This window comes from Streptomyces sp. NPDC026673 (assembly GCF_040638135.1).
Lineage (GTDB): Bacteria > Actinomycetota > Actinomycetes > Streptomycetales > Streptomycetaceae > Actinacidiphila.
In genome coordinates, this window is record NZ_JBEZXR010000011.1 from 52,394 (window position 1) to 72,194 (window position 19,801).

The 19,801-nt window shown below is 73.5% G+C and carries 15 protein-coding genes and 1 tRNA gene; 8 read left to right on the forward strand and 8 right to left on the reverse strand.

The window, feature by feature from the left end:
- Positions 1–128: 128 nt before the first annotated feature.
- The 5 genes from AB0F62_RS11370 to AB0F62_RS11390 are packed head-to-tail and all read left to right on the forward strand — an operon-like array spanning position 129 to position 7,673.
- The gene (locus AB0F62_RS11370; RefSeq protein ID WP_361795510.1) at positions 129–1,415 is read left to right on the forward strand and encodes a hypothetical protein; all 1,287 of its coding nucleotides are present in this window, start codon (positions 129–131) and stop codon (positions 1,413–1,415) included.
- Positions 1,412–4,030: a tetratricopeptide repeat protein gene (locus AB0F62_RS11375; protein WP_361795512.1), complete on the forward strand. Its 2,619-nt coding sequence runs from the start codon at positions 1,412–1,414 to the stop codon at positions 4,028–4,030. Before AB0F62_RS11370 ends, AB0F62_RS11375 begins: the two co-directional genes overlap by 4 nt.
- Before the next feature lie 5 nt (positions 4,031–4,035).
- Positions 4,036–5,223, forward strand: coding sequence for a PP2C family serine/threonine-protein phosphatase (locus tag AB0F62_RS11380; protein ID WP_361795515.1), 1,188 nt, complete (start codon positions 4,036–4,038; stop codon positions 5,221–5,223).
- A 53-nt stretch (positions 5,224–5,276) separates the two neighbouring features.
- The gene (locus AB0F62_RS11385) at positions 5,277–6,638 is read left to right on the forward strand and encodes a VWA domain-containing protein (protein ID WP_361795518.1); all 1,362 of its coding nucleotides are present in this window, start codon (positions 5,277–5,279) and stop codon (positions 6,636–6,638) included.
- 39 nt (positions 6,639–6,677) lie between these two features.
- Entirely contained in the window at positions 6,678–7,673 is a 996-nt protein-coding gene (locus AB0F62_RS11390; protein WP_361795521.1) for an FHA domain-containing protein, read from the forward strand.
- Here AB0F62_RS11390 and AB0F62_RS11395 read toward each other — a convergent pair.
- Entirely contained in the window at positions 7,654–8,814 is a 1,161-nt protein-coding gene (locus tag AB0F62_RS11395; RefSeq protein WP_361795524.1) for a methyltransferase domain-containing protein, read from the reverse strand. The two genes, AB0F62_RS11390 and AB0F62_RS11395, sit on opposite strands and share 20 nt — an antisense overlap.
- A gap of 62 nt (positions 8,815–8,876) precedes the next feature.
- Here AB0F62_RS11395 and AB0F62_RS11400 point away from each other — a divergent pair, with 62 nt between their 5' ends.
- A complete protein-coding gene (locus tag AB0F62_RS11400; RefSeq protein WP_361795527.1) occupies positions 8,877–9,281 on the forward strand; it encodes a globin in 405 nt (134 codons plus the stop codon).
- Between the two features lie 42 nt (positions 9,282–9,323).
- On the opposite strand, the gene AB0F62_RS11405 is transcribed toward AB0F62_RS11400, so the two are convergent.
- The 3 genes from AB0F62_RS11405 to ettA are packed head-to-tail and all read right to left on the reverse strand — an operon-like array spanning position 9,324 to position 12,137.
- Positions 9,324–10,016 carry a hypothetical protein gene (locus AB0F62_RS11405; protein WP_361795530.1) on the reverse strand — a complete coding sequence of 231 codons (693 nt, stop codon included), beginning with the start codon at positions 10,014–10,016 and terminating at the stop codon, positions 9,324–9,326.
- Entirely contained in the window at positions 10,013–10,465 is a 453-nt protein-coding gene (locus tag AB0F62_RS11410) for a thioesterase family protein (protein WP_361795533.1), read from the reverse strand. The genes AB0F62_RS11405 and AB0F62_RS11410 overlap by 4 nt, the downstream gene beginning before the upstream one ends.
- 7 nt (positions 10,466–10,472) lie before the next feature.
- Positions 10,473–12,137, reverse strand: a complete 1,665-nt coding sequence (ettA, locus tag AB0F62_RS11415; RefSeq protein WP_361795536.1) for an energy-dependent translational throttle protein EttA — start codon at positions 12,135–12,137, stop codon at positions 10,473–10,475.
- Positions 12,138–12,526: 389 nt separating this feature from the next.
- Here ettA and AB0F62_RS11420 point away from each other — a divergent pair, with 389 nt between their 5' ends.
- The gene (locus AB0F62_RS11420; protein WP_361795539.1) at positions 12,527–13,669 is read left to right on the forward strand and encodes a VanZ family protein; all 1,143 of its coding nucleotides are present in this window, start codon (positions 12,527–12,529) and stop codon (positions 13,667–13,669) included.
- A gap of 149 nt (positions 13,670–13,818) precedes the next feature.
- Here AB0F62_RS11420 and AB0F62_RS11425 read toward each other — a convergent pair whose 3' ends face one another.
- From AB0F62_RS11425 to AB0F62_RS11440, 4 genes are all read right to left on the reverse strand, one after another.
- The gene (locus AB0F62_RS11425) at positions 13,819–15,234 is read right to left on the reverse strand and encodes an LAETG motif-containing sortase-dependent surface protein (RefSeq protein WP_361795542.1); all 1,416 of its coding nucleotides are present in this window, start codon (positions 15,232–15,234) and stop codon (positions 13,819–13,821) included.
- 234 nt (positions 15,235–15,468) lie between these two features.
- Positions 15,469–15,915, reverse strand: a complete 447-nt coding sequence (ssb, locus tag AB0F62_RS11430; protein WP_361795545.1) for a single-stranded DNA-binding protein — start codon at positions 15,913–15,915, stop codon at positions 15,469–15,471.
- A 116-nt stretch (positions 15,916–16,031) separates the two neighbouring features.
- A complete protein-coding gene (locus AB0F62_RS11435) occupies positions 16,032–17,630 on the reverse strand; it encodes a GTPase (RefSeq protein ID WP_361795548.1) in 1,599 nt (532 codons plus the stop codon).
- A 4-nt stretch (positions 17,631–17,634) separates the two neighbouring features.
- Positions 17,635–19,278 (reverse strand): dynamin family protein, encoded by a 1,644-nt coding sequence (locus tag AB0F62_RS11440; RefSeq protein ID WP_361795728.1) that lies wholly within the window; start codon positions 19,276–19,278, stop codon positions 17,635–17,637.
- 331 nt (positions 19,279–19,609) lie between these two features.
- On the opposite strand from AB0F62_RS11440, the gene AB0F62_RS11445 reads away from it, so the two are divergent.
- Positions 19,610–19,682: transfer RNA gene (locus AB0F62_RS11445), tRNA-Arg, on the forward strand.
- Positions 19,683–19,801: the final 119 nt, after the last annotated feature.

Below are 19,801 nucleotides of genomic sequence, written 5' to 3' on the forward strand. Positions count from 1 at the left end.
CGTCCGGGCAAGCGACCGGCGGGAACTCGCGGGTGCCGGCCGATACGTGCGGGACCTGACGGCGACTGACGGGGACCAACGGGGACTGACGGGAAGCACGGGGACCGGCGGGAGAGAAAGAGGGTGCGATGGCGGTCGCGGGACCATCCGGACCGGCGATGAGCCGCGAGGACGTCGACCGTGCCCTGGCACGGCTGGGTGACGAACGGAACGCGGTCGAGGCGTCCCTGCTGGCGCTGCAGGACCACTCCGGTCGCAGGCTGCTGGAGGGCGCGGAGCTGAGCGGTGCCACCAAGGAGCGCTGGGCGGCCGCCGAACAGGCCGTCGCCCTGCTGTGGTCGCACTTCGACATGTACACCGAGGCCCTGACCACCGCACGCGCCCTGCGCGCCCGCCGCCGCTGGCCCACCCAGAACGAGCTGCGGGAACTGACCGAGCTGCTGCGCGGTTCCGGCGTCACCGTCTCCGGCGGCGCCCTGCCGGAGGCGGCGCGGAGTCTGACCGGGCCGGCCCGGCTGAGCGAACGGCTCAGTCTGGAGGAGCTGCTGGCGCGGATGAACGGGTGGTACGCGCAGGTGATGGAGGTCGTCTCCGCCGCCGACGCCGTGTGGTCGGCGCTGCCCGCGCGCATCGACCTGCTGGCCGCCGAGGCGCAACGGGTCCGCTCGCTCGCCGAGTCCGTCGGCGTGCGGCCGGGCACCCATCCCTCGGGCGGCGACCTCGCCGAGATGCTGGACGCGCTGGCGGCGCTGCGCGCCGAGGTGGTCTCCGACCCGCTCGCCTTCTGGTCCGGCGGCCGGCCCGACATCGGGCGCTACGAACGGGCGGGGCGGAGTCTGGAGGACATACGGCGCGAGGTCGAGGCCGTACTGCACGTCCGGGACGACGCCGACCACCGGCTGATGCGGCTGCGGGACGTCCTGTCGCGCGCCGACCGCACCCTCACCGAGGCGCGCAGCGCGCGGGTCGAGGTGCTCGCCAAGATCGCGGCCTCGGAGGTGCCCGCGGTCAGCGGTGCGCCGGTCGCGCTGCACGAGCAGCTGTCCGCCGCGGTCGACTACCGCAGGACCGGTCAGTGGCACCGCCTGTCGCCGCTGCTCGACGGCCTCGAGCAGCGGGCGGACGACGAGCTGCTGCGCGCCCGCGAGTCCCTGACCGCGGTCACCGCGCCGCTCGCCGTCCGCGCCGAACTGCGCGGCCGGCTCGACGCCTACCGGGCGAAGGTGGCGCGTCACGGGATGGCGGAGGACCCGTTCCTGATGGAGCGGTACGACCACGCGCGGCGGCTTCTGTGGAGCGCGCCCTGCGATCTGCGAGCGGCGGGGAACGCGGTGCTGCGCTATCAGCAGGCCGTGGCCGAAGTGCTGGTGCCGGGGCAGGCCGAACCTGCCGATCACAAGGGGGATGGGCGATGAAGTGCCAGCGTCCGGACTGCGACGGGACGATCGAGGACGTCGGCGGCGGTGAGCTGTTCTGCGACACGTGCGGGCTCGCGCCGCTGCCGGCGGCGGGGAAGCCGGGCGCGGGCGCGGGCCCTGCCACGCCGTCCCGGCCGTCACGGGCCGCCGGGACGGGCGCGGGTTCCGGCGCGTCCTCGCGCTCGTCGCGGACCTCGGGCACGTCCCGCTCCTCACGCCGTTCGGTGTCCGGGCGGCTGTCGCGTTCGCTGAGCGGCAGTACGAGCGGCGCCTCCGTCTCGGTGCGCAGTTCGCGCTCCGGTTCCAGCGGCCCGACCCGCGGCAAGCTGGGCGCCGGCCTGGTGGCCGTGCCGCCCATCCCCCGGCCCGACCCGGCCGCGGCCGTGCTGCAGGACCCGCAGGTCCCCGAGCGGAAGCGGTTCTGCAGCCGGGGCGACTGCGGGGCGCCGGTCGGCCGCGGCCGCGGCGACCGTCCCGGGCGCACCGAGGGCTTCTGCACCAAGTGCGGCCACCCGTACTCGTTCACGCCCAAGCTGCGGGCGGGGGACGTGGTGCACGGGCAGTACGAGGTGGTGGGCTGCCTGGCGCACGGCGGGCTCGGCTGGATCTACCTGGCGGTGGACCGGGCGGTCAGCGACCGCTGGGTGGTGCTCAAGGGCCTGCTCGACACCGGCGACGAGGACGCGCTGGCCGCGGCGGTCTCCGAACGACGCTTCCTCGCCGAGATCGAGCACCCCAACATCGTGCGGATCTACAACTTCGTCGAGCACCTGGACCCCCGCGGCGGCACCCTGGACGGCTACATCGTCATGGAGTACGTCGGCGGCAAGTCCCTGAAGGAGATCGCCAACGAGCGCCGGGCCGCCGACGGCAGACGCGAGCCGCTCCCGGTCGACCAGGCCATCGCGTACGCCATCGAGGCGCTGGACGCGCTCGGCCACCTGCACAGCCGCAACCTGCTCTACTGCGACTTCAAGGTCGACAACGCCATCCAGACCGAGGACCGGCTGGAACTCATCGACATGGGCGCCGTCCGCAGGATGGACGACCAGGACAGCCCGATCTACGGCACGGTCGGCTACCAGGCGCCCGAGGTGCCGGAGGTCGGCCCGTCCGTCGCCTCGGACCTGTACACGGTCGCCCGGACGCTGGCCGTGCTCACCTTCGACTTCCAGGGCTACACGAACGTGTTCGCCGACAGCCTGCCGGATCCGGACGGCATCGAGGTCTTCTCCCGCTACGAGTCCTTCTACCGGCTCCTGGTCCGGGCCACCGACCCCGACCCGGGGCGGCGGTTCGCCTCGGCGGAGGAGATGAGCGAGCAGCTGCTCGGCGTGCTGCGCGAGGTCGTGGCGCTCGGCAGCGGAAAGCCGCGGCCCGCGCTGTCCACGCTGTTCGGTCCGGAACTGCGGGTGGTCGACACCGAGTTGCTGGCCCCCGCCGTGGACGCCTCGGCCCTCGGCGACCGCGTGACCGGCGGCGCGAACGGCGGCCGCGGGCGCGCGCGGCCGGCCCTGCCCGCGGCCCCCGCCGCCGCACCGGCGCTGCCCGCCGCTTCGGTGCCGCTCCCCACGCCGGGTCCCGGGGGGTACAGCGCGACCGTGCCGGGCACCCCGTTCACCGTGCCCGCCCAGCGGACCGCCCCGACCCCGGCCGGGGCCGGCCCCGCCGTGACGCGCCTCGACGTACGGGCGGCGGCGCTCGCGCTGCCCGTGCCGCACGTCGACCCGGCCGACCCCAACGCCGGCTTCCTGGCGGGACTCGCCGCCGCCGCGCCGTCCGAGCTGGTGGCCGCGCTGCAGGCGGCGCCGGTGCGATCGCCGGAGCTGAGGCTGCGCCTGGTGCGCGCCCGGCTCGACAACGGCGACGCGTCCACGGCAGGCGAGGCGCTGCGGACGCTGCAGGAGGAGCATCCCGACGACTGGCGCGTGGTGTGGCACCGCGGCCTGGGCGCGCTCGTCACCGGCGACGACGAGACCGCCGCGCTGTCCTTCGACGCGGTCTACGACGCCTTCCCCGGCGAGCCCGCGCCGAAGCTGGCGCTCGCGGTCTGCGCCGAACTGCTGGGCCAGTTGGACAACGCCACCGAGTACTACCGCCTCGTGTGGACCACCGACCAGAGCTATGTGAGCGCGGCCTTCGGCCTGGCGCGCGTCCGCCTCGCCGCGGGCGACCGGGCCGGGGCGGTGGCGGCCCTGGAGTCGGTCCCGGAGTCCTCGATCCACTACACGGCGGCGCGGGTGGCGGCCGTCCGCGCGCGGCTGCGCGGACGCGCCCCGCAGGAGGCGCTGCTGGACGACCTCAGAGCCGCCGCGGCGCAGGTGGAGGACCTGCAGCGGCTGGGTCTCGACACACGGCTGCGCGAGCAGTTGTCCACCGAGGTGCTGGGCGGCGCGCTGGACTGGGTACTGGCCGGGCGGCAGGGCGCGTCGGGCGGCCAAGCCGCCGGATCCGCCACGCCCGGGCTCCTGGGCCGGGTGCTGGACGAGCGAGGGCTGCGCTTCGGCCTGGAACACTCGTACCGGGTACTGGCCCGGCTCGCCGACCAGGGCCGCACAAGGATCGAACTGGTGGAGCGGGCCAACCGCCTCCGCCCCCGGACGTGGGTGTAACCGCCATGCCGCACCAGACCGTTTGCCCGGAGTGCAGCGAGCCTCTGGAACCCGATGACAAGTTCTGCGGCGTCTGCGGCGCCGACCTGTCCGCCCCGCGGGAGCCGGACGCCTACGAACTGGCGCCGCCCGACCCCGCGGCCGCCCCGCCACCGCCGGGCGGTGAGCCGGAGTCGTACGAACTGGCCCCGCCGGGCGGGGACACGGACACCCTCGCCTTCGGCCTGGGCACCGCCGACCTGCCCCGGACGCGGATCACCGACCCGCGGCTCGACCCGTCGCCGGGCGGGCTGTCGACCGCCGCTCCGCGCTGCGTCGCCTGCGGCGTGGGCGACGTCGACCCGGACGGCTACTGCGAGCACTGCGGGCACGCGCAGCCCCGGCCGCGCGACCACCAGGAGCAGGAGTACGACGGCGTGGCCGCCGTGACCGACCGCGGACTGCGGCACCACCGCAACGAGGACGCCTTCGCGCTGGCGACGACCGCGCTGCCCGACGGCACGCCCGCCGTCGTCGCGGTGGTGTGCGACGGCGTGTCCTCCGCGTACCGGCCCGACGACGCCTCCGAGGCGGCCGCGGGCACCGCGAGCAAGGCCCTGGCGCATGCCCTGGCCCGCGGCGCGCACCCCGAGGAGGCGATGCGCGACGCGCTGCTGGTGGCCGCCCAGGCGGTGACCGACCTGGCGGCCGAGACCACCGAGGAGGAGGCGCGGCGGCACCACAACGCACCGGCCTGCACCTGCGTGAGCGCGATCACCTCCGGCAAGAGCTTCACCGTGGGCTGGATCGGGGACAGCCGTGCCTACTGGGTCCCCGACGACCGCTCGGTGCCCGCCTCCCGGCTGACCGAGGACGACTCCTGGGCCGAACGCATGGTGGCGCTGGGCCTGATGACGCAGGCCGAGGCGTACGCGGACGAGCGGGCCCATGCCATCACCGGGTGGCTCGGCGCGGACGCCGTCGAACTGGACCCGCACACCGCCTCCTTCGAACCGGACGAACCGGGTGTGGTGGTGGTGTGCACCGACGGACTGTGGAACTACGCGGAGTCGGCCGCGGAGCTCGCCTCCGTGGTGCCCGCGGACGCCCGCACCCGGCCGCTGCACTGCGCGCGGACCCTGGTCGGGGTCGCCATCGACGGCGGCGGCCACGACAACATCACCGTCGCCGTGCTGCCGTTCCCTGCCGCGTGATCCCTCCCTGATGCTCTCTTCCGATGGCTGAACAAGCGCAAGGAGCGCACCCGATGGCCAACTTCTCGAAGTCGAACGTGCCGCAGTTCTCCGTCGACGTCTACCAGAACGAGTTCCTGCCGGAGGGCGGGCGCGAGGTCAACGCGATCGTCACCGTGACCTCGACCGGGGGCGGCACCACCGGCGGACTGCCGCTGGCCACGCGCGCGCCCGGAGATGTGCCGGGCACCGGACCGGGCACCGGACCGGGCGCCGCCGTGGTGATCATGGTGGACTGCTCGGGCTCCATGGACTACCCGTCGACCAAGATGCGCAGCGCCCGCGAGGCGACCGCCGCCGCCATCGACACCCTCCGCGACGGCGTCGCCTTCGCCGTGGTCGCCGGCACGCACCAGGCCAAGGAGATCTACCCGGCCGACGGCGGCCTCGCCGTCGCCGACCCGGCCACCCGGCACCAGGCCAAGGAGGCGCTGCGCCGGCTCAGTTCGGGCGGCGGCACCGCGATCGGCACCTGGCTGAAGCTGGCCGACCGGCTGCTGGCCACGTCCGACGCGGCGATACGGCACGGCATCCTGCTCACCGACGGCCGCAACGAGCACGAGAAGCCGGAGACCCTGCGCGCCGCGCTGGACGCCTGCGCGGGCCGCTTCACCTGCGACGCGCGCGGGGTCGGCACCGACTGGGAGGTCAAGGAGCTGACCGGGATCGCCTCCGCGCTGCTCGGCACGGTCGACATCGTCGCCGACCCCTCCGGCCTGGAGGCGGACTTCCGGCGGATGATGGAGAACGCGATGGGCAAGGAGGTCGCCGACGTCGCCCTGCGCGTGTGGACCCCGCAGGGCGCGGAGATCCAGTACGTCAAGCAGGTCGCGCCCACCGTCGAGAACCTCACCGCCCGCCGTACCGAGGCCGGACCCCGCGCCGGCGACTACCCGACGGGCTCTTGGGGCGACGAGTCGCGCGACTACCACGTCAACGTGCTGGTGCCGATGGCCGGCATCGGCCAGGAGATGCTGGCCGCGCGGATCTCCCTCGTCCTGCCCCAGCCCGACGGCACCCCGCGGGTGCTGGGCCAGGGCCTGGTGCGGGCGGTCTGGACCGACGACATGGCGGCCTCCACGCGGATCAACCCCCAGGTCGCCCACTACACCGGACAGGCGGAGCTGGCCCAGGTCATCCAGCAGGGCCTGGAGGCCCGCAAGCAGGGCGACTTCGACTCCGCCACCGCCAAACTCGGCCGCGCCGTACAGCTGGCGAGCGCCTCCGGCAACGACGACACCGCCAAGCTGCTGGCGAAGGTGGTGGACGTGGTGGACGCGGCCACGGGTACTGTGCGGCTGAAGGCCCGGGTGGCCGACGCCGACGAGATGACGCTCGAGACACGTTCGACGAAGACCGTCCGTGTGAAGAAATAGAGCAGCGGGACCCAGAGGGGCAGAGGGGGAGAGAGCGACATGTCGACTTGTCCGAACGGTCACCAGTCCGCGACGGACGACTGGTGCGAGGTGTGCGGGATGCGCATGTCCGCGCCACCGTCCCCCTCCGTCCCCGCCCCGCCCTCCACCTACACGGCGCCCGGGCCGCCACCGCCCCCGCCGCCCCCGTACTCCGGCGGCTACTCCCCGGGCCACACGCCGGGTTACGAGCCCGCCTACGACCCGGCGTACGACCCCGGCCTCGGCTACGACCCCGGGTACGGCCAGGGCCAGGGCGGGATCGGCTACGACCCGGACGCCACCGCGGCCGCCGAGCCGTGCCCCAACTGCGGCACACCGCGGGAGGGCTACGCCCAGTTCTGCGAGGAGTGCCGCTACAACTTCGTCACCCACGCCGGGACGACCTTCGTCCCGCCGGCGCCGCCCGGCTCCCCCGGCTTCCCGCCGGACGGGCCCCCGTACCAGCGCTACGAGTCGCAGCGGTCCCGGCCGTCGCAGATCAACCGCCCCGCGGAGCCGCTGGCCCCGGAGTCGGTGACCTCCGGCTCGGGCGACTTCCTGCTCACTCCGCCGTCCGCGCCCGAGCCCGATCCCGTACCGGCGGGCCCGGCCACCTGGACCGCCGTCATCGTCGCCGACCGCGACTACTTCACCGGCATGATGGCCCGCAGCGGCCCGGAGGCGCGCGGGCTGTACTTCCCGTCCTACTCCCCCGAGCAGCGGATGCCGCTGACCGGCCCCCAGGTGACCATCGGACGGCGCCGGCACAGCACGCGCGAGGCCCCCGACATCGACCTGTCCCGGGCGCCCGAGGACCCGGGCGTCTCCCACCAGCACGCCGTCCTGGTGCAGCAGCCGGACGGCAGCTGGTCGGTGGTGGACCAGGGCTCCACCAACGGCACCACCGTCAACGGCGGCGAGGACCCGGTCGACCCCTTCGTGCCCATCCCGCTGAAGGACGGCGACCGGGTCCACGTCGGCGCCTGGACGACGATCACGATCGTCCGCGACTGACCCCGGCCGCTCCCGGCGCGGGCCGCACCTCCCAGCGATGCGGCCCGTCCGGGTGGTCCAGCCAGGTCCACTGGCGGCCGTCCTCGACGCTCATGCCGAAGCGGTCCCGGGGCGGCTGCCCCTCGCTGCACCACAGGGCGTACGCCTCCTCCACGGCCGACCACAGATCCCGCGGCCCGGTGAGCAGGACCGTGCCCTCGCGGACGGCGTGCGCGGCGGAGCCGTCGGCCGCGGTCACGGTGGGGCCGCCGGGCGTCCAGCGGACGTCGGCGTCCCCGGCGTACAACCCGAGCAGGAAGCGGAACAGCTCGCTCTCCAGCACCCGCGGCGGGGTGTCGCTCGCACGGCTGCGCCCACCGGTGCCGGTGCCGTCCGGCGCCCCGGAGCCGTCACGGCGCGGGGCGGCACCGGTACCCCGCAGCGACACGAAGTACGCCGGGGTGTGCAGGAAGCGCCCCTCGGCCCGCTCGGGGCCCGTCACACGCAGCGCGATCAGCCCGGCCGCGAAGGGCGCCAGGATCAGCCCGCCGCGCCGGCACTGGCGCGGCCACGCCTCGGGCACGGAGGGGAGCTCGCAGGTGGCCACGATCCGGTCGTAGGGCGCCCGCTCCGGACAGCCCAGTGCCCCGTCGCCGGTCACCACCGCGACCGGGCAGCCGACGGCGTCCAGGTGCGCGCGGGCGGCGCCGGTGATCTCCGCGTCGAGGTCGACGGTGGTCACCGCCTCGGGGCCGAGGCGGCGGGCGAGCAGCGCGGCGTTGTACCCGGTCCCCGCGCCGATCTCCAGCGCCCGCTGCCCGTCCTCGACGCGCAGTGCCTCCAGCATCGCGGCCATCAGCGAGGGCTGGCTGCTGGAGGAGACCGGCTCCCCGTCCCGGACCAGCGTGACCAGCGGCACGTCGGCATAGGCGCCCGACAGCCAGCGGGCCCGGGCGCGCGGATCGGGATCGTCGACCGACAACCGGGTGAACCCGCCGCCCGACCGGGGCCGGTGGTAGACGGGGACGAACAGATGGCGCGGGACGTCGTCGAACGCGGATCGCCACCTCGGGTCCGCCAGCCCCCCGGCCGCGGCGATACGGCGCACCAGCCGGGCCCGCAGCGGGAGCGCCGCCGTCGCGTACCGGTCACCTTCCGTCATATGACCACTCTGCGACGGTGACCCCCTCCGGACAACGCGGACCGTCTGAGACCATGGGGGACGTGAATGAGATCCCGCGGGACACCCTTGAGCAGCAGACGTTCTTCGAGGCGGTCGGCGGCGAGCCGACCTTCCGGCGGCTCGTCCGCCGCTTCTACGACGGCGTCGCCGAGGATCCGATCCTGCGCCCCATGTACCCGGAAGAGGACCTCGGCCCCGCCGAGGAGCGCATGAGGCTCTTCCTCATGCAGTACTGGGGCGGCCCCCGAACGTACAGCGAGAACCGCGGCCACCCCCGGCTGCGGATGCGCCACGCGCCCTTCCGGGTCGACCAGGCCGCCCACGACGCGTGGCTGGCCCGTATGCGTACCGCCGTGGACGAACTGGAGCTGGAGCCCGACCACGAACGGCAGCTGTGGGACTACCTGGTCTACGCGGCCGCGTCGATGGTCAACACCGCGGGATGAGCCGCGGCCGGCCCGGGCCCGCCGGGCCGGCCAGGGCGCGGGTCAGACGGGGCTGACCGACAGCCCGGGGCCGCCGCGCCGGACGGCGACCGAGCCGTACGGTGTGCGCAGCCGCAGCCACGGCCCCGCCGCCAGCAGCAGTACGGCGGGCTGCTCGGCCGCACGCGGTGCCGGAACGGTGGCGCGCACCGGATGCAGGAAGCCCAGCGCGTGGGCGGCGTGCACCGCCCGCAGCGGCAGGCCGGTGGCGCCGAGCCGCCGCGACCAGATGTCGTCGGCGATGGCGTCCAGCTCCGCACGGGTGCGGAGCTCGGGCACCAGCGCCTCGCTGCGGTGCCGGAACTCGGTCACCGCGGCGGCCGCCACCGCGCGCACGTCCTCCGCGGGCGGCAGGCCCTCCACCCGCTCCCAGCCGCCGCGCGGCGGGAGCAGTCCGGCCCAGGCCGGCCCGGTGACGGCCGCGGGCACGGTGACCGTACCCGCCGTCTCGTCGATCCCGTCGAGCAGTTGCCCGGCGGAGACGGTCGCGTCCAGGTCGCCCGCGGACGCTTCGAGCTCCGCGGTGCGGACGGCCAGGACCCCGCCGCCGAACGGCGGCTGCCCGAACACGGCGAGCACCGTGTCCGAGGCCCGCAGCCGGACGACGGCGGCCTTGTCCCAGCGGAGCAGCCGGGCCAGGAAGGCGGCGAAACCGTCCGCCTCCCTGGCATCGGCGAGTCGCAGGGGCGCCGTCATGCGGCGACGGCCTCCTTGCCGGCACCGGCCGGGGCACCCGCGCCGTCGTCGCGGTACGCCTCCAGGAACGACCGCTCCTCCGCGGTGATCCGGCGCGGCCGGCCCTTCTCGAGGTCGTACGGCACCACGATCGTGGAGGCGCGCACGTACACCGTCTCCGCGTCCTTGACCTCGTACGCGACGGTCAGCGAGGCGGCCCCCACCTTGGTCACCCACGTCTCGACGGTCACCGGCTCGTGCCGGTGCACCAGCGGACGCAGATAGTCGATCTCGTGACGGGCGACGACCGACCCGCCGGTGAACGACTCGCTGCCCTCCCCGGGCGCCAGCCGGAACATGAAGTCGATGCGGGCCTCCTCCAGGTAGCGGAGGAAGACCACGTTGTTGACGTGCCCGAAGGCGTCCATGTCCGACCAGCGCAGCGGGCAGCGGTAGATGTGACGCGCCATCTGCCGATCAGCCCCGGGTGAGCTTCTTGTAGGTGGCGCGGTGCGGCCGGGCCGCGTCGGCGCCGAGCCGCTCGATCTTGTTCTTCTCGTAGGACTCGAAGTTGCCCTCGAACCAGAACCACTTGGACTCGCCCTCGTAGGCGAGGATGTGGGTGGCCACCCGGTCCAGGAACCAGCGGTCGTGGGAGACGACCACGGCGCAGCCGGGGAAGTCCAGCAGCGCGTTCTCCAGCGAGGACAGCGTCTCGACGTCGAGGTCGTTGGTCGGCTCGTCGAGGAGCAGCAGGTTGCCGCCCTGCTTGAGGGTGAGCGCCAGGTTCAGGCGGTTGCGCTCGCCGCCGGACAGGATGCCGGCCGGCTTCTGCTGGTCCGGGCCCTTGAAGCCGAAGGCGCTGACGTACGCGCGGGACGGCATCTCGACCTGGCCGACGTTGATGTAGTCCAGCTCGTCCGACACGACCGCCCAGAGGGTCTTCTTGGGGTCGATGTTGGCGCGGTTCTGGTCGACGTAGGAGATCTTGACGGTCTCGCCGACCTTGATCGTGCCGGCGTCCGGCGCCTCCAGGCCCTGGATCATCTTGAACAGCGTGGTCTTGCCGGCGCCGTTGGGGCCGATGATGCCCACGATGCCGTTGCGCGGCAGGGTGAAGGACAGGTCGTCGATGAGGACCTTGTCGCCGAACGCCTTGGAGAGGTTGTTGACCTCGACCACGATGCTGCCCAGACGCGGGCCCGGCGGGATCTGGATCTCCTCGAAGTCGAGCTTGCGCATCTTCTCGGCTTCGGCGGCCATCTCCTCGTAACGCGCGAGGCGGGCCTTGGACTTGGCCTGGCGGCCCTTGGCGTTGGAGCGGACCCACTCCAGCTCTTCCTTGAGCCGCTTGGCGCGCTTGGCGTCCTTGGCGCCCTCGACCTTGAGACGGGACTGCTTCGTCTCCAGGTACGTGGAGTAGTTGCCCTCGTACGGGTAGGCGCGGCCGCGGTCGAGCTCGAGGATCCACTCGGCGACGTTGTCCAGGAAGTACCGGTCGTGGGTGATCGCCACGACGGTGCCCGCGTACTTGGCCAGGTGCTGCTCCAGCCACTGGACGGACTCGGCGTCCAGGTGGTTGGTGGGCTCGTCGAGCAGCAGCAGGTCGGGGGCCTCCAGCAGCAGCTTGCAGAGCGCGACGCGGCGCTTCTCGCCACCGGAGAGGTTGGTCACCGCCCAGTCGCCGGGCGGGCAGCCGAGGGCGTCCATCGCCTGCTCCAGCTGGGCGTCCAGGTCCCAGGCGTTGGCGTGGTCCAGCTCCTCCTGCAGCTTGCCCATCTCGTCGAGCAGCGCGTCGGAGTAGTCGGTCGCCATCAGCTCGGCGATCTCGTTGAAGCGGTCGAGCTTGCCCTTGATCGGGCCCACGCCGTCCTGGACGTTCTCCAGCACGGTCTTGGACTCGTCGAGCGGGGGCTCCTGCAGCAGGATGCCGACGCTGTAGCCGGGCGAGAGGAAGGCATCGCCGTTGGACGGCTGCTCCAGCCCCGCCATGATCTTGAGCACGGTGGACTTACCCGCGCCGTTCGGCCCCACGACACCGATCTTCGCTCCGGGGAGGAAGCTCAGGGTGACGTCGTCGAGGATCACCTTGTCGCCGTGCGCCTTGCGCGTCTTGCGCATGGTGTAGATGAACTCAGCCAAGAGAAACCGTCCGGCAATCGATGTGTGGGCAGATACACCCCATCTTGCCGTACCGCCACCCCTCGGCGGAAACGAGTACCCGGGCGACCCCGCGCACGCCGCTGACCTGGGCCGGGGCCGTGCGCGTCCCGCAGTCATGGATCGCCGCCGGCCGACCCGGGGTGATCCGGCGGGCCGCGGGGACGCCCGGAGGCCGCTGTCCGCGTTCCGGAGGGCTTCGCGTACCGGCAAGCGGCGCGCGATCACGAAGCCGTGGGCCATCCGCGGCGACCGGCCGTTACGACTTGGTCATGCGGTGAGCCAGAGGCCAAGACGTGCGAGCGCCAGGGTGATGCCCGGCGCGCTGATCCCCCGCGCCGTCGACCGACCCCCTCGCGCTGTCGAAAGGCATGGCATTGCTGACTCTCGTCTTCGGAGGGCACCTGCTGTACGTCGCCCTCGTCGCCCTCATCTCGGCGGCGGTGCTGGGTGGCGTCGCCTCCGCCCTCCGTGGCCGCTCCGACCGGCCCTGGGCCTACGCGGCCTGGGCGGCCACGACGACCGCCGCGCTGTTCCTGACGCTCTGGCTCAGACCCGTCGGCACGGGAGTGGTGGGGTGCACGGTGAGCCGGGACGTGTGGGAGCCGTTCGGCACGACTCAGGGCTGGATGAACGTCGCCCTCTTCGTGTCGATCGGCTTCTTCGGCGTGCGCGCGGCCCGGCGCCCGGTGCCTCCTCTGCTGCTGTCCGTCCTCCTGGCATGCGGGATCGAGAGTCTCCAGGCCGTCCTCCCCGTGATCGGCCGCTACTGCGACACCGCCGACCTGACCACCAACGTCGTGGGCGCCGCCGCGGGTGTGGCCCTCGGTGTCCCTTCCCTTCGCCTCACGAGTGCGCGGCTGGCGCCCTGGCCCGCGCGGCGTCGCTGGTTCACGGTGGCGACCGGGGCGGGATTCGCTGCCGTCGCCTGCTTGCCGGCCACGGTCGTCGACGTACGGGTCGTCGACCACGCCGAGCCGAGCAGGCCGGCCTCCGCGGAACAGCGGGCGGTGCTCGGGCAGGCGGTCCGCCAGGCGCTGGGAGCCGGCTTCAGGGTCGATCACGCCATGGACAACACGCCGTGCGGCGTGGACGGCGTGAACGAGGAGGTGTGGGCCGTTCTGAAGCCGAGCGGAATCGCCTCCATGAGCTGGCCCGGCCGGGACCGCCTCCAGATCAACCTGTCGGTGGGGCCCCAGGCCCGGGGCGGTCCGGCCGGGCACCCCATCCCCGGCTCTTCCGGGCCGGTCCACGACGCCGCGGCGGCCGAGCGGGCCGCCGGCGGGTACGTGGGCGCGCACTACCCCACCGCCGACGCGAAGCGGCCGGTGGCGGACCGTGCCGACGACGGCCCCGGGGAGACGTGGACCGTCACCTATCCCTATCGCGACGACCGCATGCCGGCCGTGACGTCGCTCCAGGTGACCGTCGACGACGCCGGGCGCCTCCTCGGCATCCGCCTCGCCGCAGCCGCCGGCGGCGGCCCGAAGGAGACCCCTGGGGACTGCGGCTGACAGCCTGGCGACGCCCCCGGAGCCGTTCCTGCGGAGACCTCGGTGGCTCTCGGCCGGGCCAACGGCGAACGGCGAACGGCGAACGGTGAAGGGGGCGGAGGTCCAGGACCTCCGCCCCCTTCACTCAGGAGCGATCAGTGCGCGTCAGCTCACTCGGCGGACGGGGCCGCCTTCTTCTTGCGGAGGAGGAAGACCGCGCCGCCACCGACGACGACCAGGGCGATCGCGATGCCGGCGATCACCGGGGTGGCGCTGCTCGAACCGGTCTCGGCGAGGTCGCCGCCGGTGGAACCGGTGTCACCGGTGCCCTCGGAGGAACCGCCGGCCGTGGCGGGGCTGGGCGAGGAGGACGGGGTGCTGCCGCCGTCGCCGGCGGTCTGGCAGTCGAGGACGCCCTCGAAGGTCTTCGTGAAGCCCTCGGGGCCCGTGATGGTGACCTTGTAGTGCTGGTCCTCGGCGACCGGCACGGTGATCGTCTCGGACTTGCCGGCCTCGACGGTGTACTCCTTGTCGGCCAGCGTGAAGGTGAAGGGCTGGTCACCCTCGTTGGCCGCCGTGACGTCCAGACCGTTCTTGGCGCAGTTCACCTCGGCGGAGACCGCCGGGATCGGGCCCTTGGCGGCCCAGGTGCCGGTCGCCGTGGCGGAGACGGAGCTGTCGCTGGAGCCGGCCAGGATCTGGACCTGAGTGGTGCTGTCGACACCCGTGAAGGCGCGGCCGACCGGAAGCTTGGTGTTGGCGCTGGCCGTCAGCGAGGTCGTGCCGTCGGGGGTGCCGACGGGCACGTCGAAGTAGAGCGTCGCGCCGTCCTTGACACCGTCGGCGGGCAGGACGCCGCCGTCCTTGTTGGTGATCTTGACGTTGGCGGGGGCGCCGGGCGCGAGGTTCACCTGGACGCTGGAGGCGTTGGTGTGGACGGTGATCGGGCCGAGCAGGTCACCGGCCTTGCCGGAGACGGCCGGCGGGTCGAGGGTCAGCGACGCCGCGGGCTCCTCGAGGTTCTCGGCGTGCTCCTGCAGCCAGTCCGCGAGCTGCTCCGCGACCGGGTCGGCGGCCGTCACGTCGGCCTTGTCGGAGAAGCGCCAGATGGCCACCTGGGTGCCGGCGGCGGCGAGCTTCTCGGTGAGCTTGCCGGACAACTCCGCGGTCTTCTGCAGCGCCGCGAGGTCGTTCACCTGCGGGTAGGAGTTCTGCAGGATCCAGTTGATCTTGCCGGCATCCTTGTTGTCGTGGAGGCTCGACTCGTCCCAGGAGACCTCCTTGTAGGCGGCCTTGCCCTGGGTCGGGTTGTGCAGGTCGATGCAGTACGTCTGGATCGTGCCGCCGCCGTCCACCGACATCTCGAAGAGACCGGCGAGGACGTTCTTCGTCTTGCCGCCCTCGTTGATGACGGCCTTGTCGAACGTCTTCAGTCCGCCGAGCGTAGCCGAGGCACCGGGCGCGGTGGGGGTCGCGTCGTCCGCGATGGCGGACCCGGCAACGGCTATGGAACCTGCCGCGAGGAGCCCGGAGGCCACCATCGCGACGGCAAGACGGGCAGCTCCCCGCCTCCGTACAGTGAACATGAATTTCCCCTCCGGGCGAGGCTGGTCGTGGGGGCAGGCCTCGCCGACAGCTGTGGATCCCCGCGGAAAGCCGGGGGTACCGCTGAATCCTAGGAACCAACCGCACCAAGGCCATCAGGATTCACGGCCGCCCAGGAATTCGAATCGCAATCGTTACCCGCGCGTAGGCATGAACGTGCAATTGTCGATAAATCATCGACGTTTTGACGCCGGCCGAATGCGCAGCTGTCCGTCTTATCCCGACAGTGCGGCCATGGGATCACCGGCCGGCGCGCCCCCGGCGGCCGGGACGGAATTCGGAACCATGAGTTCCGGAGGGGTCGCGGACACCCGCCGGAACGCGGAGGTGCCGCGCGTCAGATCGTGGCCGCAGGCGATCGCGTCGACGTCGGCGGAGATCCAGCGCTGCCCGTCGCGCTCCTCCTCACGGACCCTCAGGCGCCCTTGGACGACGACGGGTTCGCCGACCCCGACCGAGGCCACCACGTTCTCGCCGAGCTGCCGCCAGGCCCATACCGTGTAGAAGCTGGTGTGCCCGTCCGACCAGCCGCCGCGCTCCCGGTCCCAGCGGCGCGCGGTGGTCGCCAGCCGGAACCTGGCGACCGCGACGCCCGTGGGCGTCTTCCGGAATTCCGGCCTCGTGGCGACATTCCCCACGACGGTGACCACTGTCTCGTTCATCGCCGATACTCCCCCGTCTGCCCTCGCCGGACGGCGGCCCCATGCCGCCGTCCCCGCGATGGATCCATGGTGCGCCCGCCGCGCCCCCCGTGGAGAAATCGGATTCAACCTGTGGATTACTGGCTGGTTGTGGACAACTCCGTCACCCGGAAGTGCGTTCCGGCGAGTACTCCGTACTGCTCCCGCACCTCCCGGTACCGCAGCAATTCCGCCGCGAGCGGCTCCAGCACCCGCGCCCGTCCGCAGTCCGCCGCCGCGTCGCCCATCCGGCGCTCCACGGCCTGCCCGTGCCGGCGTGCCGGGCCGCGGGCCGCGAACCGGCTCACCCGCGTGAGCAGCGGACCGCTCAGGCCGCCGACGACCAGCAGAGCGGGCGCCGGCCACCACGGCAGCCGCAGCCCGCCCGCCGCCGTCGCGATGCCGCACACCACCGCCGCCGCCGCGAGCAGCGCCAGCAGCCACTGCGCCGTGCCGATCGCCGACCACCACCTGGGGCGCTGCGGCTCGTCCGGCGCCGTCCGCTCCAACGCCGCGTCCAGTGCCTCGGGGAGCGTCCGGCCACCGCGACGGGCGGCCTCGCGCACCGCCTGCGCCCAGGGAGCGGGCAGGCCCACCACCGCGTCCGCCGCGACCGCGCGCACCGCCTCGTCGACCGCCGCGCGGGACGCCGTGAGCGCGGGCCGGCGACCGCCGAGGGAGCTGCCGCGCGGACGGTCGCCGCGGACGCGGCGCAGCCGCCGCCATGGTGTGCCGCACGCCTCGTCGGCGGCCCTGGCCCAGTCGCGCTCCGCCGCCCGGCCCGCCGCCGCGGCGCCGACGGCGTGCGCGAGGCTCGCCGTGAAGTCCTCGCGGGCCCGGTCGGTGAGACCGGTCGCGCCTTCGGCGACGTACAGCGGGCGCAGCCGCTCGGCGAGCCCGTCCACGTCCGCGGACAGGCGTCGGCTCGCGGCGGCGCGCTCGGCCACGACCTGGCCGATCGCCGCCTTCAGTTCCGGCACGCCGTCGCCGTTCAGTGCCGAGACAGCCAGCACCATGGCGCCGTCCTCGCCGTGCTCGCCGACGGCGAGCCCGTCGTCGTCGAGGAGCCGCCGCAGGTCGTCCAGGACCTGCTCGACGGCCTCCTCGGGCAGCCGGTCGATCTGGTTGAGGACGACGATCGTCACGTCCGCGTGCCCGGCCAGCGGCCGCAGATACCGTTCGTGCAGGGCGGCGTCCGCGTACTTCTCCGGGTCGAGCACCCACACGATCACGTCGACGAGCTTGAGCACGCGGTCCACCTGGTCGCGGTGCCCGGTCGCCGCCGAGTCGTGGTCCGGCAGGTCGAGCAGGACCAGGCCGGCCGGCCCGTCGTCCGCCTGCTCCGCCCCCTGGTCCAGCACACTGTGGCGGGCGAATCGCGCCTTCGGCACGATGCCGAGCCGGTCCAGCAGCCCGGAGGCGCCGCGGGGGTCCCAGGCGCAGGCGACCGGCGCCGAGGTCGTCGGGCGGCGCACCCCGATGCGCGACAGCTCCAGTCCGGTCAGCGCGTTGAACAGGGACGACTTCCCGCTGCCCGTCGCCCCGGCCAGCGCCACCACCGTGTGGTCCGCCGAGAGCCGGCGCCGGTCGCCGACCCTTTCCAGCAGTTCCCCCGCCCCGTCGAGCGCCTCGTGGCTCACGCGGGTGCGCGACAGCCCCAGCAGTTCCGACAGCGCGTCCACCCGCTCCGTGAGCACCTGGTCACCTCTCCCACAGTCCGTACGACTTCTGCACGACCGAAAGCTCCGCGATCAACGACGCCTGCTGGCGGGCCGTCACATCCAGCGCGTCCACCGGGAGGACCCGCCGTTCCCGCTCGGCGTCCAGCACGTCCCCGACCAGGCTCTCCAGTTCCTCGCGTGCCCGGTCGCCCGCCCTCAGCGCCGAGTACGCGCCCACGAGGGAGGCGAGCAGCTCGCCCGCGCCCGAGCCCTTGCGGCCGCCCAGCACGGCGACCGCGAGCAGCGCCGCGGCGTGTTCGGGGTCGGCGCCCTCCGCGGTGGCCCGCACCGCCTCCTTCGCGAGGCGGGCCAACGTCCACCGCCACGCGTCGACGGCGTCCTCGATCCGCTCCTCGGCGTCGTCGGCCGCCGTCGACCGCTCCTCGGCGTCCTCCAGCAGGACGGCGCCCGCCCCGTCCCGGCGCCACGCTTCCAGGGTCTGCTCGTCCGCCTTCGCGACCTCGGTGCGCAGCAGGGCCGCCAGGCTCTCGGCGAGCGCGGCCTGCAGCGCCTCCGGGCCGCAGTCCGGGTAGCCGCGCCAGCTGGCCAGTGCGTCCCCGGCGAGCAGCGCCCCCGCCCCGACGGCCTCGTGCACCCGCGTCTCGGCCTCGTCGTAGGCGTCGTCCGCCTGCCGGGTCAGACGCACCGCGGCGGCGTGCTGCGCCGCAGAGGCGCCGGCCAGCTCCGGGAGACGGTTGCCGAGGGAGCCCAGCACCCCCGACGCGGTACGCCGTGCCGCCTGGTGCCGCGCGGCCGGATCCTCGGCGCAGTGCGCGAGCCAGCTGCCCAGCGCCGCGACCGCGGTGTGCGGCAGCAGCCCGCCGGCGCCCGCGGACTCGGGCAGTTCCGGCACCGTGAAACGCGGCACGTCCCCCAGGCCGGCCCGGGTGAGCAGGGCCGCGTAGTGCTGCGAGACGTCGTCTGCGATCTGGTGCGGCACCCGGTCGAGGACGGTCGCCAGGGTGACGTCGTACTCCTTGGCCGTACGCAGCAGATGCCAGGGCACGGCGTCGGCGTAGCGGGCCGCGGTCGTGACCAGGATCCAGATGTCGGCCGCGCAGAGCAGCTCGGCGGCGAGTTCGCGGTTGCGGGAGACGAGGGAGTCGATGTCGGGCGCGTCCAGCAGGGCGAGTCCGCGCGGCAGCGTGTCGTCGGTCTCGAGCCGCAGCCACAGCCGCGTGTCCTCCGCCTCACACTCCTCGTCGTTCTCGTCCGCCCCCTCCACCCCGTCCGCGTCGGCCGCCGTCCGGGGCCGCGGCGCCCACGCCCGGGCGAGGCCCGGCAGCACCCGCGGATCGGCGAACCACGCCCGGTCCTGGGGATGGCACACCAGCACCGGTGTGCGCGTCGTGGGGCGCAGCACGCCCGCGTCGCTCACCCGCCGCCCGATCAGCGAGTTCACCAGCGTGGACTTCCCCGCTCCGGTCGACCCGCCCACCACCGCCAGCAGCGGCGCTTCGGGCGCCCGCAACCGGGGCACCAGATAGTCGTCGAGCTGTGTCAGCAGTTCCTGGCGTGTGCGGCGGGCCCGCTCGGCTCCGGGAAGGGGAAGGGGAAAGCGCGCGTCCTCGACGCGGTCGCGCAGCGCGGACAGCGCGTCGAGGAGTTCGGGCCGTACATCCAAGATCGCCACAGTGGCAGAATGCCCCATTTTGATGGGTTTTTGAAGCGCATTTCGCCCAGTTCACGCCTTTCGGCCCGCAAGAACGCCGGAACGGGACACAAGAGCCGGAAGAGACACCGGCATAACGAGTGCACAACAGCCGTCGACTGAGGCGACAAAACTGGTGCGACATTCGCACCTGCCTGCGATTATCAGACCGCTTCACCGAACCTACACAACGTGTCATGAAGGCGAAGCAACCGGCCGCACATCAGCCGCGCCCTATCCTTGTCCCCGGCAAGGTCACGGAACCGTCGACACAAGGGGCGGGTTCGGTCGCGGCCAACGTCCGGCCCCCGTAGCTCAGTGGATAGAGCAGGCGCCTTCTAAGCGCTTGGCCGCAGGTTCGAGTCCTGCCGGGGGCACCCACTGCGCCCCTCCCCCGCGGAGGGGCTTTTTGCTGCTCAGGACCAATGTGGCTCCTGACAGAACAGCGCCGAGCCCTTCCCGTGGCATACGGAGAGGGTCCGACGCTGTCCGGCTG